This window comes from Kitasatospora sp. NPDC004745 (genome assembly GCF_042873275.1).
Lineage (GTDB): Bacteria > Actinomycetota > Actinomycetes > Streptomycetales > Streptomycetaceae > Kitasatospora.
The window spans coordinates 54,581-69,767 of sequence record NZ_JBIALK010000003.1 but is presented as its reverse complement, the minus strand read 5'-3'; the positions used below and the strand labels follow the sequence as shown (position 1 = coordinate 69,767).

Here is a 15,187-nt window from a genome sequence, read left to right as displayed (position 1 = left end):
ATCCCGGATGAGGAGCACGTTTCCGCGGCAGCGGGCCGGCGCGGCCACGGCCGCCGTCACCATGTCGCCGAGCCGGCGGGTGCTGCTGGGCGTCGCCCGGTACCCGTGCCGGTCGCCCGTCACCTTCGGCTACGTCTGCCTGCTGCTGGCCGGCCACGCCTGGGTCGTCCACGGTGACGCCGCGGAGCTGCTGCAGTACCTCAGCACCAACCTGGACAACCTGGCGGACCACCCGGTGACGGCGCTGCTCGGCAGCGCGCTGTTCTTCGACGGCACGCTCACCGACCTGGGCTCGCTGTCGATCGGCTCCACCGCCATCACCCTGGGCCTCGGCGTCTGCTGCTGCCTGGCCTGGCTCGAACAGCGCCTCGGCGCGCTGCGCGCCTTCGGTGCCTTCCTCGCCGGGCACGTCCTCGCGACCCTGCTCACCGCGGTGGTGATCACCGTGGCGCTCGGGCACGGCTGGTACCCGGAGGACGTCCGCACGGCCGACGACTTCGGCGTCAGCTACGGCGCCCAGACCGTCCTGGCGCTCTGCACCGCGGCCCTGCCGCTCCGGGCCCGGGTGCCCTGGGCGGTGCTCGTCATCGGGTGGCCGCTCGGCGGCATGGACGTCACCGGCCCGCTGCCCGACTTCACCACCGTCGGCCACCTGCTCGCCGCGCTGATCGGCTTCGCCCTGGCGCTGCTGCCCGCCGTCCGGCGGCGTCTGGGCGCGCGCCGGCAGCGGCCCGAGCACGCGGGCCGGCCAGTGAGCGCTCAGTAGACGTCGCGCACGTAGCGGCGGTCGGCGGCGAGCTGCTTGAGGTGCACGGCGGCCTCGTCCTCGCCCAGGCCGCCGTGGGTGCGGGCGATCTCGCGCAGGGCCCGGTCGACGTCCCGGGCCATCCGGGAGGCGTCCCCGCAGACGTACAGGTGGGCGCCGTCCTGGAGCCACTCCCAGATCCGCAGGCCGTGCTCGCGCATCCGGTCCTGGACGTAGACCTTGTTGCGCTGGTCGCGGGAGAAGGCGAGGTCGAGCCGGTTCAGGTGCCCCGAGGCCCGGAACGCGGCGAGCTCCTCGCGGTAGTAGAAGTCGGTCCGTTCGTGCTGCTCGCCGAAGAACAGCCAGTTCGGGCCGGAGTGGCCGGCGGCCCGCCGCTCGTCCAGGAAGCCGAGGAAGGGCGCGATGCCGGTGCCCGGGCCGACCATGATCATCGGCGTCGAAGGGTCGGCCGGGGGCCGGAAGTGCGCGGACGGCTGGACGAACACCGGCACCGGGCCGTCCTCGGCGCCGTCCGCCAGGTACCCGGAGCACACGCCCTTGCGGAGCCGTCCGGAGCCGGTCGGGTAGCGGACCACGGACACCGTCAGCCGGACCTCGCCCGGGTGCGCGAGCGGGCTGGAGGATATCGAGTACAGCCGGGGCTGCAGCGGCCTCAGTACGCCCACCCACTCGTCGGCGCGGGCCCGGACCGGCAGCGCACCGACCACGTCCACCGCCTGTCGGCCCCAACTCCACTTCGCCAGCTCGCCGGTGTTGTCCCGGCGCAGCAACCGCCGCAGGTCGCGGTCGCCGGAGCGCTCGGCCACGAAACGCAGCAGGTCCGGGGTGACCCGGGCGATCTCCAGGCGGCTCCGCAGCGCCTCGCCCAGCGGCAGCTCCCCGGCGCCGGGCGCGGAGCCCGGGACGACGACCGTCTCCGTCGGGTCCAGCCCGGTGACGGCCAGCCACTCCGCCACCAGCTCGGGGCAGTTCTCGGGCCAGACGCCCAGGGCGTCCCCGGCCCGGTAGTCGAGATCGCCGTGCTCGCCCCCGCGGGTGTCGAAGGCGAACTGCCGGACCTCCTTGGTCGAGCCCGGCAGGCTGAGCAGCCGGTTGCCGACCAGCAGGGCGCCGAAGGGGTCGGCTTTGGTGTAGCGCTTGGTGTGGCCCGGCCGCCGTGCCGCCCGGGCGGAGGCGGCTGCGGCGGTGGTGGTGGCGGGGGCGGTCGGGGCGGTGGCGGTCAGGCCGGATGCCGGAGCGGGTGCCGGGGTGGGAGCCGGTCCGGAGGCCTCCGTCCGGTGCGCGGCCAGGGCCGCGACCACCTGGTCCAGCCACCGGCCCGCCGCGTCCCGGTAGTCCGGCTCGCAGTCGGCACGCGGGGCGAGCCGGGTGGCGCCGAGCTCCCCGAGGCGCTGGTCGAGCCGGCGACCGTGCCCGCAGAAGTCGCCGTAGCTGGAGTCGCCGAGGGCGAGGACGGCGTACCGCAGCTGCGCCGCGTCCGGCAGGCCCTCGGTGAGCAGCCGCTCCCAGAAGGCGGAACCGTTGTCCGGGGCCTCGCCGTCGCCGAAGGTGCTGGTGATCAGGAGCAGCGGCGTCCCGTCGGCCAGGGTGTCGGGCCCGACCTGGTCCATGCCGAGCAGCACCGGCTGCCAGCCCTCCGCCGCCAGCCGGTCTGCGGCCTCGGCGGCGACCTGCTCGGCGGTGCCGGTCTGCGAGGCCCACAGCACGGCCACCCTGCGCGCGGGCGGTGCCGTTGCCGTTGCCGTTGACGGTGACGCGGCCGCTGTCGCCGTCACGGGGCCGGCGGGGCCGGCGGGGGGATCGGGGTGGTCGGGCCCGACGGCCGCGGTGCGGGAGAACGTCCCGGCCAGCACCCCGTTGATCCACCGGGCCCGCTCCTCGTCCACCGGAGCCTGCGCGGGGAGCACCGGCACCGGGGCGGCGGCCTGCGGGGGAGCGGAGCCCAGCCCGGTGAGGAAGCCGGACAGGTAGACGCGTTCGGCGGCGGTCAGCACGGGCGGGGCGTGGTCGGCGACGCCGAGCAGCCCGGCCAGCGCCGCCACCTGTGCCGACGGGGCGCCCGCCATGGCGGGGGTCGGCGCGGCGGGGGTCGGCGTGGCGGGGGCCCCGGCGGGGGTCTCCCCGGCCTCGTGCGTTCCTCCGGCTGTGCCGGCTGTACGGGCCTCGGGTACCTCCGGGGCCGCCACCGCCCGCAGGGCGACCGCGCAGACCTTGAGCTCCGGCTGGAAGGACACCGGGTCCACCGCGTCACTGGTGACGGCGTTGATGCTGAGGTACTCGCCGAAGAGGTCGTTCCAGTGGAACGGCGCGAAGCAGTCGCCCGGGCGGACCCGGTCGGTGACCACGACCGGCAGCACGGCCCGGCCCCGCCGGGAGGTGATCTCCAGGTGGTCGCCGTCGGTGACGTCCAGGGTCGCGGCGTCCTGCGGGTGGACCTCCACGAAGGGCCCCGGGGCGAGCCGGTTGAGCTTGGGGACCCGGCCGGTCTTGGTGAGGGTGTGCCACTGGTGCTGCAGACGGCCGGTGTTGAGGGTGAACGGGTAGTCGTCGTCCGGTAGTTCGGCGGCCGGCAGGTGCGGCCTGGCGAAGAACGAGGCCCGTCCGGTGGCGGTCGGGAAGGCCAACCGGGGCCGGCTGCCGTCCGGCCGCTCCAGCAGGTCCTGGCTGACCCCGTCGTTGAGGTAGCGCACCGGGTTGCGGTCCGGCCCGTCGGCGTGCGCCGCAGGCCACTGCACGGGTGTCTCGCGCAGCCGACGGTACGTCACGCCCCGCAGGTCCCAGCCGGTCTTCGGGTTCCAGGCCCGCTTGATCTCCTCGAAGACCTCCTCGGCGCTCGCGTAGCCGAACCCCTCCTCGAACCCCATGGCGCAGGCCACCCGGGCGATCAACTGCCAGTCGGGCAGGGCCTGGCCGGCCGGGTCGGCCGCCGGCTGCGCCAGGGTCAGGGTGCGCTCCGAGTTGACCAGCACCCCCTCGGACTCGGCCCACATCGCGGCGGGCAGCACCACGTCCGCGTAGGCGTTGGTCTCGGTGTCGCCGAACACGTCCTGGGTGACGACGAGTTCGGCGGCCTCCAGACCGGCGATGACGGTCTTCCGGTTGGCGACGGAGGCCACCGGATTGGTGCAGATGATCCAGCAGGCCTTGACCGTGCCCTCCGCCATCCGCTCGAACAGCTCGATCGTGCCCCGGCCCACCTCGGTGCGCAGCGTCCCGGCGGGCAGGCCCCAGAGCTCCTCGACGAAGGCCCGCTCCTCCGGCACCAGCACCGAGCGCTGGCCGGGCAGCCCGGGCCCCATGTAGCCCATCTCCCGGCCGCCCATCGCGTTGGGCTGCCCGGTGAGCGAGAACGGGCCGCTGCCGGGGCGGCAGATCGCGCCGGTCGCCAGGTGCAGGTTGACCAGGGCGTTGGTGTTCCAGGTGCCGTGCGTCGACTGGTTGAGCCCCATCGTCCAGCAGCTCATCCACTCACCGGCCTCGCCGATCAGCCGGGCCGCCCGTCTCAGGTCCTCCTCCGGGATGCCGGTGATCCCGGAGACCGCCGCCGGCGGGTAGTCCTGCAGGAAGTCGGCCACGGCGTCCCAGCCGTCGGTGAACTCCTCGATGAAGGCCGGGTCGGTGTGCCCGTTCTCCACCAGCAGGTGCAGCAGCCCGTTCAGCAGCGCGAGGTCCGTGCCGGGCCGCACCTGCAGGAAGAGGTCGGCCTTGTCGGCGGTCGCGGTGCGGCGCGGGTCCACCACGATGAGCTTGGCGCCCGCCTTCACCCGGTCCATCATCCGCAGGAACAGGATCGGGTGGCAGTCGGCCATGTTGGAGCCGATGACGAGGAAGACGTCCGCGTGGTCGAAGTCCCGGTACGAGCCGGGCGGCCCGTCGGCGCCCAGCGACAGCTTGTAGCCGCTGCCCGCACTCGCCATGCACAGACGGGAGTTGGACTCGATCTGGTTGGTGCCGACGAATCCCTTCGCGAGCTTGTTCACCAGGTACTGGGCCTCCAGCGTCAGCTGGCCCGAGACGTAGAAGGACAGCGCGTCCGGCCCGTGCTCGTCGAGGACCGCGCGCAGGCGCCGCGCGGTGGCCGCGATCGCCTCGTCCACGTCCGCGGGCACCGGTTCGGCGCCGCGCTCGGCCCGCATCAGTGCCGTGGTGAGGCGCCCGGGGGCGGCGAGCATGTCCGCGGTGGTCGCGCCCTTGGTGCAGAGCCGCCCGGCGTTGGCCGGGTGCTCGCGGTCGCCGGACGCCTTCGCCACCGTGCGGCGGCCCGTCCCCGCCTCCACCGCGACGTCCAGCAGCATGCCGCAGCCGACCCCGCAGTACGAACAGACGGTCCTGACGGGCGCGACGGGCGTGACGGGTGCGACGGGCCTCGCGTTCGGTGCCGGCACCACGGCCCCCTCTCCGGTAGCGGTCCTGCGGTCCCCGCCGTCGACCCGGCCCCCTGCGGAACCCTTTCGCCCGGCGGTGCGGGACGCCCCCGGGGGGCTCCCACGGGCAGCACCCTAGGGAGGCGGTATTAAGGAGAGATCACGTCGCCCGCGCTCCGGCGTAAACCGCAGCTCACGGGTGCGCGCGTGCCGTCGTGAGGGGCCGGGGCGCCCGCCCCGGACGCCCGGGTGGCCGAGCGGCCGAACCGCTCGGCGGTGGTGGGGCGTCAGAACCCCGTCAGGGCCGCGTGAGCAGTGCGTCAAACCGGGCGGCGACGGGCGAGCGGTGGTGGAGGCTGGACCGACCTGCAGGTCCGCAGGCCGTCCCGGAGGTGAGCCGCATGTCCGTTTCCACTGTGTTTCGTCCCGCCGTCCACGCCGCCGGCCCCCGCAGCCGCAGCCTGCGCGCCGCCCTCGCGCAGCTGCTCCACCGCCTCGCCACCAGCCCCCTCGACAGCCCCGTCCTGCACGCCCTGGGAGCCCCGGGCACGCCCATCCGCGCCGCACGGCCCCGGGCCACCTGGCACCCCGTCACCACGCCGGACGGCAGGACCACCCTCGAAGCCCACTGGCACCCGGGCCCGTGACCGCCGCCCCGCCCGGGCCTTGGCGGAGCGGTCAGCCGAACGGCGGCCGAGGGATGTGGCCGCCGGCGACGGGACGCCATACTCGGGGCGCCTGCATCGGCCGGGCCTCAAGTTGCCCTAGGGTGTGGGGAGTTCCCGGTGGCGGCTCGCTGCCGGGACTTCGTGCTTCCTGGTGCGGGGTGGATCATGCGATACGTGCGGCTGCTACGGCGTGGACCTGTTCTCCTGCTGTGGGGAGCGCAGACGGCGTCGGTGTTCGGCGACCGTCTGTACGCCATGGCCGTGATGTGGATGGCGTGGGAGCACGCGGGCGCCGGGGCGATGGGCCTGGTGGCCGTCGCCGAGTCCCTGCCGTACATCGTGCTGGGCACGGTGGGTCGCCGGGTGATGGACAGGTTCGCCTCGCTGCGGGCCCTGGCGGCGGTGGACGCCGCGCGGCTGGTGCTGGTGACCGCACTTCCGTGGGCGTGGGCCGAGTTCGGCACCGTGGGGCTGATCGCCTCGGCCGCGCTGCTGGGGATCGGCGGGGCGCTGTTCGACCCGAATCTCGGCGCGATGGTGCCGGACCTGGTGAGGCCGGGCGAGGTTCAGGCCGTCAGCGGGCTGATGGACCTGACCGGCCGGATTGCCCGGATCGCCGGGCCTGGGGCGGCCGGGCTGCTGCTGGCGGTGATGCCGCTGGCCGGGCTGTTCTGGCTGGACGCGGTGACGTTCGCCGTCTCGGCCGTCGCCCTGGTGCTGCTGGCCACCCGCGTCCGCCCGGCCGCCGCTTCCCCGCAGGCCGGGCCGCAGGCGGCCGGGGTACGGCCGGGCGCCTGGTCGCTGGTGCGGACACATCCGGACACGGGTGTGGTGCTGGTCGTGCACGGCATCGGGATCTTCGCCGGGGCGGTGTCGCTGGCGATGCCCGCCCTGCTGAGCGCCCGGCTCGGCGCCGGGGCCTCCGTGTACGCGGCGGTGCTGGCCTGCACCGGCGCCGGGGCCCTGGCCGGGAACCTGGTGGCCGGGAACGTGCGGCTGCCGGTGCCGCTGCCGGCGGTGTACTGCGGGGCGTGGGCGGTGTCGGGGCTGGTGCTGGCGGCCACCGGGCTGGCCGGGTCGCTGCCAGTTCTGCTGGCGCTGTCGCTGCTGGCCGGGGCGGTGTCGCCGTTCTTGCAGATCGCGCTGTCGACGCACTTTGCGCTGTTCCCTCCGGCCGCCCGAAGGCGGCTGCTGACGGTGGACCTGACCGTGATCCGCACCTGCGGGACGGTCTCGATGCTGTTCGTCCCGGCACTGGCCGCCACCGGCCCGAGGGCCGCGTTCCTGACCAGCGGCCTGGCGGTGACGCTGGTGAGCGGGGCGGGGGCCGTGCTGGTACTGGTTCTGGCGCGGGGTCGCCGGCCGCTGCTGGAGGTCGAGCCGGTGCCGGAGCTGGCGGCCCGTGACTGAGTAAGGGCGTGGGCCTGGCCCCGCATCGCGGGGCCTGGCCGGTGTGCTGGTGGTGCTCAGGTCAGCCGGCGAGCAGCTGCCAGTGGGTGACGGTGATGTCCTCCAGCGGGATGCCGAGCTCCTTGTAGATCCGCTGGTGCATCGCGCCGAACCAGGCGTCGCGGCGGTCGTCGAAGAACGCCTTGTCGTACCAGGCGACGCCGAGGAGGACGGTGCCGCCGCCGTTGGGGTTGCCCGGCTCGGCCTCCCAGTAGGTGCACTGCCAGTCCCAGAGCATGAGCTCCTCGGGGCGGTTGCGCAGGCGCTCGTCGGACTCGCGCAGGGACTGGATGCACTGCTCGGCGGTGGCCGCGTCGGGGCAGTAGTAGGTGCAGTCGGACTTGGCGATCGGGGTCTTGTCGGCGCGGCGGGCCGCGTCGACGTCCTCCCCGGTCAGGACGCGGACCCGGGTCACCAGGTCCTCGCGGGTGGCGATCTCTTCGAGGATGGTCACGGCGTTGTGCTCCTCTCGTTGGGGTGTTGATCCCTTGGGTGGTGCTACCAGCCCGTCCCGGTGACCGGGTCCAGGCTGGGGCTCTGGGGGTCGCGGCGGCGGATGCCGCCGGGGGCGACGTAGCGGACGTTCAGGCCGACGCGGGCGCCGTCGCCGGTGTTGGTGCCGGAGCGGTGCAGCAGGCGGCTGTCCATCAGCAGGGCGGTGCCAGCGCGAAGCGGGAGGGCGGTCGAGGCGTCGGTGGTGAAACCGGTCGCCTGGTCGGCCCGGCCGCGTTCGGCGCCGTGATCGGCCTCGGAGGAGAACGGCAGGTAGCCGAGGTGGTGGGAGCCGAAGAGGGCGTGGAGGCAGCCGTTTTCGAGGGTGGCGTCGCTGATGGCCAGCCAGGCGGAGACCGACCGGTCGGGGTCGAGTTCGACCCGGGCGTCGATGCCGTCCTGGTGCCAGGGGATCTGGAAGACACGGCCGGGCCACTTCATCACGAGGAAGGTGTTCTCCACCGCGATGTCCGGCCCGATCGCCCCCTGGACGGCGGCCAGCAGGTGCGGGGCGTGAACGGCCGCGCGGGCCCACTCGGCGCTCAGGTGCGGGTTGCGGAGGATCTCCTGGTGGCGGGTGCGGTGCTCGGCGACGAGCTGGGCGGCGCGGGCGCGGGCAGCTGTGGGCGCGGACCACTCGACGCCGGTCTGCAGTCCGCGGCGGCCGAGGATTCCGTCCGTGTTGATCGCGCTGGTCATCGGGGCCGATCTCCCTTCGAGGCGGGATTCGCTGGGCGGTGCGAGGTGCCGGTTCAGGCGGCGGTGTGGGGGCGGGTGCTGCCGGGCGCGAATGGCGGCTGTATCGGGGAGCGTCCGGGACGCGGGATCACGCGCAGAGCGGCTCGCACCGCCCGGCGCGGGCCGGCCAGGAGCTGGCGTCGGGTCACCGGCTGTTCGGGCAGGGCCAGCTCGGCCCAGACCCGCTTGCCCCGCTCGGTCAGCTCGGCCCCGTGCGCCAGGGAGAAGCACTCGACCAGCTCCAGCCCCCGGCCGCTCTCCGCCTCCGCACCGGCCCGGCGGCGCCGGGGCAGCGCGGTCGAGCTGTCGTAGACCTCGACCAGGACGCGCCGCAGCCGCACGCTCACGTGGACGGCAACGGTGAGCATCGGCCTCTGGGTGTGTCGGACGGCGTTGGTCACCAGTTCGGAGGTGACCGTGTCCAGCGCGAGCCGGGAGTCCTTGTCGAGCAGGACGCCCCAGCTGACGATGCCGGTCCTCACCCGGCGGCGGGCGATAGGCACGGAGACCGGATCTCGGGTCAGGAAGAAGACATGGGAGTGCACGACCACGGTGAGAAACCCTTCGGTGCTGGCCTGGAGAGCGGCACCGGCCACCCGGGAATGGCCGAGCGGATCGCCGGTGCCGCCGATCGTGAAGCCGTAGCTGGCCCCTTTCCGGAGCGCCCGCTCGGCCTGACAGTCAGTCAACAGGTGTGCGCTGGGCGTGAACACGGTAGAGACACCACGGACGCTTGAAACCCTTGAAACCTGGCCCGGGGGCGGCGATGACAGCACGCGAACGGACACCCAATGACAAGCTCGCGACCCTGGTCGCCGAGTGCCGGTGGGCGAGCAACGGCGAGTTCGCCCGGGCGGTCAACCGGGCCGGCACCGAGGCCGGGTACAAGCTGCGGTATGACGAGTCGGCCGTCTCACATTGGCTCTCGGGCACCCGGCCCATGGCCAAGTACCGGAAGGTGGTGCTGGAGGCTCTCACCCGCCGCCTGGGGCGGCCGGTCACGGCGTTCGAGGCGGGCTTCGCTGATGAGCCTGACGTTCAGCCCCGGTCCACGGATACGGTGGCGGGACTGATCGATTTGGGGGTTATGGACATGGACCCATCGCGCAGGGGCGTACTCGGAGCGGGCCTGTACTCGGTCGCCCTCACCATCCCTGGCTGGCCCGACCACATCGGACGGCTCGGACGTCTGAAGACCGACCCGCACACCCGGATCGGCATGGCCGAGGTCCAGTCCGTGATCGCCATGACTGAGAAGATCAGCGAACTGGACGACCAGTTCGGCGGCCGGACCGCCCGCCCGATGGCCGCCGCGTTCATGGTCAACAACGTCGCCCCGTACCTCAAGGCCACCGCCTCCGACGAGGTCCGCAGGGCGATGCTCTCCGCCGCCGCGGACCACCTCTACCTGACCGGTTACATGGCTGTGGACGAGCGCCTGGACCTGCTCGGCCAGAGCTACTACACCAAGGCGCTGGAGCTGGCTCTCGCCGCCGGTGACCACCTCACCTATTGCACGACCCTGCGGGGCATGAGCGTCCAAGCCGTCGAACTCGGCCACGGCGCCCCCGCGCTGCGGTACGCGAACGCCGCCGCTGCCGCCTCACCCGAGGCCGGACCGCGGATGCGTGCCTTCCTTGCCGGACAGCAGGCCCACGCCCTCGCCCGGACCGGCGACCGCTTCGGCGCCCTGGCCATGCTCCATGAGGCCGAAGTCGCCATGGAACAGGCCGAGTCCAAGGCCAAGGCCCACGGCTCCTACGACCCTGCCTCGCTCTCGTACCACGTCGCCCAGGTCAACTACGAGCTCGGCGACCGCGCCGGCGCCATCCGTGCGCTCCAACACTCCGAGAAGGTCCGGCCTGCCGTGTACCGCCGGGCCCGCGTCCGGCACCGCGCGATGCTCGCAGAATGGCAGCTCGAAGTCGGCAGGCTGGAAGAAGCCGTCCAGAACTGGAACCTCGCCCTGGATGACTACCCCCATGTCCAGTCCGGCCGCGCCGACGACCGACTCCGCACGATGCGCTCCGTGACCCGGCCTCACCGCCGCAACCTTCACATCCGGGAACTCCTCGAGCGCGCCCGGCCCCTTGCCCCACGGCCAGCCTGAACCACTTCACCACCAAGACGCCCGAAGACGACGGGCCGCGACTCCTCAAGCAACCCGGCTAAGGGTGCGGGACCGCTCCCTTAGCCGGGATCAGGACTTATCACGCAGACGGGTAGCACCGGAGGAGGTGCGCCGTCCGGCTCTGCGGGCGTTGACAGCGGATCTGCTCTACGCGCCCGTGTCGGTACCTGGCGTGCGGGAGCTCGCCGCACGCACAGGGGCGTCGTAGGAAGCGGCCGGCCGCCGCTGGGGCCGGCCGGCCGGGTCACATCATGCGTTCGGCCGTGGCCGCGCGGGCGCGGAGGGCGGTGGCCTCCTCGTGGGCGCCGCGGGCGTCGAGGAGGCGGGCGCGGTACTCCATGGCATAGGCGTCGCCGAGGGCCTCGGCGCGGAGGAAGGCCCGGACGGCGCCGTCCGCGTCGCCGCTGTCGCGGAGGGCCACGCCGAGGGCGGTGACGGGGTAGGCCTCGTCCTGGGCGAGGATCAGCGGGGTCCAGTGTTCGACGGTGGCCCGGTCGCCGCGGTCGAGGGCCTGGCGGACCAGGCCGAGCATCGCGTCGGGGTCGCCGAGGGCGGCGCTGCGTTCCCAGACCACCTGGGCGCGGTTGGTGTCGCCGGACATCTCGTGCAGGGTGCCCAGGTTGAAGCCGGCGCCGGCGTTCCCGGCGTCCCAGGCCCTGGTGAGCCAGTGGAGCGCGCGGGTGCGGTCGACGGTGACCAGGGCGGCGCCGAGGTTCGCCATCGCGATGACGTCACCGGCCTCCGCCTCCTCCTGCAGCCCGGCCAGCTCGACGGGGAGGGGCTGGTGGCCCGATGCGAGCAGGACCCGGCGCGAGACGATCCCGTCGCCGCCTTCGGCGTCGCCACGTCGGCGACGGAACCAACGGAGCATCAGCGGCTCCCGGAGGGGCGGGGCCGGGCAGGCCGGTGGAGGGCGGCCTCGGTGGGGGTGAGCATGCGCCGATGGTGCCATGCGATCGACCGGTCCCCGCAGGTGGGTGGGGGTTTCGGGGTTCCCGGGCGTCCCGGGGTGCGGTGTGTCGGTGGGGAGTGGTTGCATTCCGACCATGTCTGGTGAGCTGCACGTCGATGATGTCGGGGCCGGCGCCGGTGGACAACCGGCCCCGGGAGGTACGGAGTTCGGGGAGGGGGCGGATCGTCCCGGGGTCGGGCCGGGGCGTCCCGCCGGTGTGCCGGCGGCCGCCGAGGCCCTGCCGACCGGCGGCTGGTGGCTGCCCGGCCGGCGGGAGGACGGCCTGCTCGCGGGCCTGGCCCGGTACTGGACCGCCGACGGGGCTCCGGAGCGGGTGATCTACCACCGGGCCGGGCAGGAGGTCGCCCGGTTCCCCCGGGGTGAGGCGAGGGCGAACCCACTGATCGAGGCCGCCCGCGACGGTGACGCCGCGTCGGTCGAGCTGTGCCTGGCGGCCGGTCTGGGCGCCTCGCCGGGCGCGGCGTGGCACGCCGCGTACGAGGGGTTGCCGGAGCTGGCGTTGCGGCTGCTGCGGTCAGGGCGGGCCGACGGGACGGGACACGGCGGCGGGACGGGACGCGGAGGCGGGACGGGACGCGCCGGCGCGGCGGAACGGGCCGACGGGACGGGACACGTCGGCGCGGTGGACCCGGCCGACGCCGTGGAGCTGGCCGAGGTGCGCACCCCGCCCGCGGCGCCCTCGCCGGGTGTGCCCGAGGACGCCGTGTGGGTGGCGGGCATGCTCGCGTTCGTCGCCGGGGGAGTGGACCCGACGACCGGGGCGGCGGTCGGCACGTGGCGCTGGTGGACGCAGGCCTGGCACCAGACCTCCGACGCGACGGGGCCGAGCTACCACGCCCCCGACAGCTGCTACCACGGTTACGCGGAGGCGGACTTCGTCGGCGGCAGGCCGGTGGAGCGCCGGGCGTACCTGAGCTCCGGCAGGCTCTACCGGGTCGAGCGGTACCGACCGGACGGCGCGCGGCTGTCGGAGCGCAAGTACAGCGGCGGGGTGCCGGAGCAGGAGTGGGAGTGGCCGGCCGACGGCACCGTGATCCGCCGCCGGTTCCACCGCGACGGCGCCCTCCGGGTCGAGCGCACCGAGCGGGACGGCGAGCTCGTCGGCGAGCGGTGGTACGACGCGGACGGCACCCGGACGGTGGAGGTCGGGCCCACCGGGGCCACCGTCGAGGGGGAGCCGGTCGAACGCTGCCGTGCGCTGGGCCCCGGCGGGGCGGTCGTCGCCGAAGGGCACGCCGATCCCGGCACGCGGGGCGGCCCGGTCGGGGTCTGGAACCTGTTCGGGGCCGGCGGCGCCGCGCTGGGGGAGGTGTCCTTCGACGGGCTCGGCCTCGCCCGCGACGAGCGGATCGGCAGGTCCGCCCATGCCCTGCAGGCCTGGCGCGCGGCGCCCGTACCGCGCGAGCTGGACGGCGCCGAGGCGGTGCCGTGGGGTCGCCTCGGCACCTTCTTCGGCGACTCGGAGGAGGTGCCGTTCCTGCTCAAGGGGCTGTCCGTCGCCAACCCGGACGCGATCTCCCTGGCCCTGGCGCAGTTGTCCCACATGCTGCTCCACCAGCACACCATCGCGGAGGCCGCCGGGCCGGCGTTCCGGTACATGACCGCGCTGGCCGGGCGCCCCGTCGAGGCCGGTCCCGATCCCGATCCCGGGGCCGTGCTCGGCCTGCTGGAGTTGCTGGCCGGCATCGCGACCCGAGACGGGGACCCCGACGCCGTCCGTGAGCTCAAGCGGATCCGGGCCGACCTCCCCGCCGGAGCGACGGAGCCCGGCGAGCACTACGCCCGCAGCGGCGCCGAGCCCGCCCACCACCACGTCCACACCGCCCTCACCGAGGCCGTACCGACCTGGACCGGGCTGGCCGCCCACCGGAGCACCGGGATCCGGCGCCCGGCCGTCGCCCTGCTCGCCGCGGCGCCGGGCGAGGCGGCGGCCCGGGCACTGCACGACCGCCTCGCCCTCGAACCCGAGCCCGGGATCCGCGCGGAGATCCTGCTCGGCCTGGGCCTGCACGAGCCCGACGACGACACGTTGCGGGCCCTGGAACGGCACCTCGCCGACGACGACCCGCTGCTGCGTTTCTGCGCGGCGCTGACCTGGGTACGCCGACGGCCTTCCGCCGCAGGCCCGGGCGCCCGGCTCCTCGTCGAGGCGCTCCGGGGCGGCCTGGACACCGATGGCTTCGAGGGCCTCTACCTCGGCACGGGCGACCCGACCACCGACACCGTCACCACCCTGGCGCTCCTGCCGCCGGAGCAGACCGAAGGCCTGCTCGCCGGGCTGTGCGCCGCCCTGGACGAGGTCGACCCGGTCGACGCCGCGTCGGTGGCCAACGCGCTGCTCGACATCGTCTTCCCGACCGCGGCCTACGGCGAGGGCGAGCCGCTCACCGACGGCCAGCGCACCGTGATCCGCGCGATAGCCGACAGCACCAACGCCTGGCAATTCAACGTCAACCTGTACGAGGTGCTCGACGTCAACGGCCTGCCCCGCGCCGCCGATGCGCTGCGGGCGCTCGCCGACACCGCGCCGACCGCCGAGCAGTAGCGGCCGCCGAGCGGTAGTGGCCGCCGACCGGCCGGCGCCGGGCACGTCCGGGGCCGGCCCCGGACGAGGGGTGGTGCGGGTATCAAAGAACCGATGTTCAAATGTCTGATGTTTGTATAGGGTCTTTTCCATGAGACGCATCAGCGCACCGCGGCGAACGGCCAGCCTGTCCGCCCAGCTCGTGGAGAGCCTCCGCTCGCACATCGAGGCGGGCGGCTGGCCGGTCGGGACGCGGATCCCGCCGGAGCAGGCCCTCGTCGAGGAGCTCGGGGTCGGACGCAGCACGCTGCGGGAGGCGATCGGTGCGCTGGTGCACCTCGGCCTGCTGGAGCCCAGGGCCGGTGACGGCACCTACGTCCGCTCCTCCAGCGAACTCCAGTCGGTCATGGTGCGGCGGGCGGGCTCCGCGGAGCGGGACGACGTGCTGGAACTACGGACCGTTCTGGAGGAGTACGCCTCGGGCGCCGCGGCCCTGCGCCGCAGCGAGGAGCAGGTGCGGCAGCTGCGGGAGCTGCTGGCCGACGCCGAGGCGGCCGCTGCCGGCGAGGACGCGGTCGCGGCCACGGGCGTCGACGCGCTCTTCCACCGGTCCGTCGTCCGGGCGAGCGGGAACGAGCTGCTGATCGAGGTGTACGACCACCTCGGCACGGCGCTCACCGCACACCTGGGCGGCATGTCCTGGGACGCCGCCCACGCCGAGGAACACGCGGGCCTGCACCGGCGGCTCGTCGACGCGATCGAGGCCCGTGACGCGGGCGGCGCCCGGGAGGCCGCGGGCGCGATCGTCCGGCTCACCCGCGACCACGAAACCGCCGAGGCACGCGCAGCCGAGGAACGCTGAGCCCGCAGCCGACCCCGGTGTCCCGACACCCCGCCGCCGGGGCGGGCGGCCGCCCCAACGGCAATACGGCCCGCCCGGACGGCAACACCGCCCCGCCCGAACCAGCAACACCGACCGACCAGCAACACCGCCCGCCCCCACAGCAACACCGCCCGACCGAACGGAAGCACCGCACCCCCGAACATCGACACCGCCCGCCTGAAAAGGCGTTCTCGGCCGC

Annotated in this window: 11 protein-coding genes; 6 read left to right on the top strand and 5 right to left on the bottom strand. The window is 74.4% G+C overall.

Annotated features, from left to right (window positions below):
- Window positions 1-7 precede the first annotated feature (7 nt).
- Window positions 8-766, top strand: a complete 759-nt coding sequence (locus tag ACFYUY_RS07275) for a rhomboid-like protein (protein WP_387898793.1) — start codon at window positions 8-10, stop codon at window positions 764-766.
- Here ACFYUY_RS07275 and ACFYUY_RS07270 read toward each other — a convergent pair.
- Window positions 760-5,151, bottom strand: coding sequence for a molybdopterin-dependent oxidoreductase (locus ACFYUY_RS07270; protein WP_387898791.1), 4,392 nt, complete (start codon window positions 5,149-5,151; stop codon window positions 760-762). The genes ACFYUY_RS07275 and ACFYUY_RS07270 overlap by 7 nt on opposite strands.
- A gap of 380 nt (window positions 5,152-5,531) precedes the next feature.
- Here ACFYUY_RS07270 and ACFYUY_RS07265 point away from each other — a divergent pair, with 380 nt between their 5' ends.
- Both ACFYUY_RS07265 and ACFYUY_RS07260 read left to right on the top strand, forming a co-directional pair.
- Complete coding sequence (locus ACFYUY_RS07265; protein ID WP_387898788.1) at window positions 5,532-5,777, top strand: hypothetical protein; 246 nt, start codon at window positions 5,532-5,534, stop codon at window positions 5,775-5,777.
- A 186-nt stretch (window positions 5,778-5,963) separates the two neighbouring features.
- Window positions 5,964-7,208 carry an MFS transporter gene (locus tag ACFYUY_RS07260; RefSeq protein ID WP_387898785.1) on the top strand — a complete coding sequence of 415 codons (1,245 nt, stop codon included), beginning with the start codon at window positions 5,964-5,966 and terminating at the stop codon, window positions 7,206-7,208.
- Between the two features lie 61 nt (window positions 7,209-7,269).
- Here the strand turns inward: ACFYUY_RS07260 and ACFYUY_RS07255 are convergent, their stop codons facing one another.
- Genes ACFYUY_RS07255 through ACFYUY_RS07245 form a run of 3 tightly spaced genes read right to left on the bottom strand, consistent with a single transcriptional unit; the run spans window position 7,270 to window position 9,166 of the window.
- Window positions 7,270-7,701, bottom strand: coding sequence for a hypothetical protein (locus ACFYUY_RS07255; protein ID WP_387898783.1), 432 nt, complete (start codon window positions 7,699-7,701; stop codon window positions 7,270-7,272).
- 44 nt (window positions 7,702-7,745) lie between these two features.
- Window positions 7,746-8,438 (bottom strand): phytanoyl-CoA dioxygenase family protein, encoded by a 693-nt coding sequence (locus tag ACFYUY_RS07250; RefSeq protein ID WP_387898780.1) that lies wholly within the window; start codon window positions 8,436-8,438, stop codon window positions 7,746-7,748.
- A 53-nt stretch (window positions 8,439-8,491) separates the two neighbouring features.
- Window positions 8,492-9,166, bottom strand: coding sequence for an ATP-binding protein (locus ACFYUY_RS07245; RefSeq protein WP_387898777.1), 675 nt, complete (start codon window positions 9,164-9,166; stop codon window positions 8,492-8,494).
- 77 nt (window positions 9,167-9,243) lie between these two features.
- Between ACFYUY_RS07245 and ACFYUY_RS07240 the strand changes: the two genes are divergently transcribed.
- A complete protein-coding gene (locus ACFYUY_RS07240) occupies window positions 9,244-10,587 on the top strand; it encodes a tetratricopeptide repeat protein (RefSeq protein WP_387898775.1) in 1,344 nt (447 codons plus the stop codon).
- 265 nt (window positions 10,588-10,852) lie between these two features.
- On the opposite strand, the gene ACFYUY_RS07235 is transcribed toward ACFYUY_RS07240, so the two are convergent.
- Window positions 10,853-11,479 (bottom strand): hypothetical protein, encoded by a 627-nt coding sequence (locus ACFYUY_RS07235; protein WP_360216455.1) that lies wholly within the window; start codon window positions 11,477-11,479, stop codon window positions 10,853-10,855.
- 298 nt (window positions 11,480-11,777) lie between these two features.
- Here ACFYUY_RS07235 and ACFYUY_RS07230 point away from each other — a divergent pair, with 298 nt between their 5' ends.
- Window positions 11,778-14,126 carry a toxin-antitoxin system YwqK family antitoxin gene (locus ACFYUY_RS07230; RefSeq protein ID WP_387898772.1) on the top strand — a complete coding sequence of 783 codons (2,349 nt, stop codon included), beginning with the start codon at window positions 11,778-11,780 and terminating at the stop codon, window positions 14,124-14,126.
- Window positions 14,127-14,256: 130 nt separating this feature from the next.
- Window positions 14,257-14,967, top strand: a complete 711-nt coding sequence (locus ACFYUY_RS07225; RefSeq protein WP_360216449.1) for an FCD domain-containing protein — start codon at window positions 14,257-14,259, stop codon at window positions 14,965-14,967.
- Window positions 14,968-15,187 lie beyond the last annotated feature (220 nt).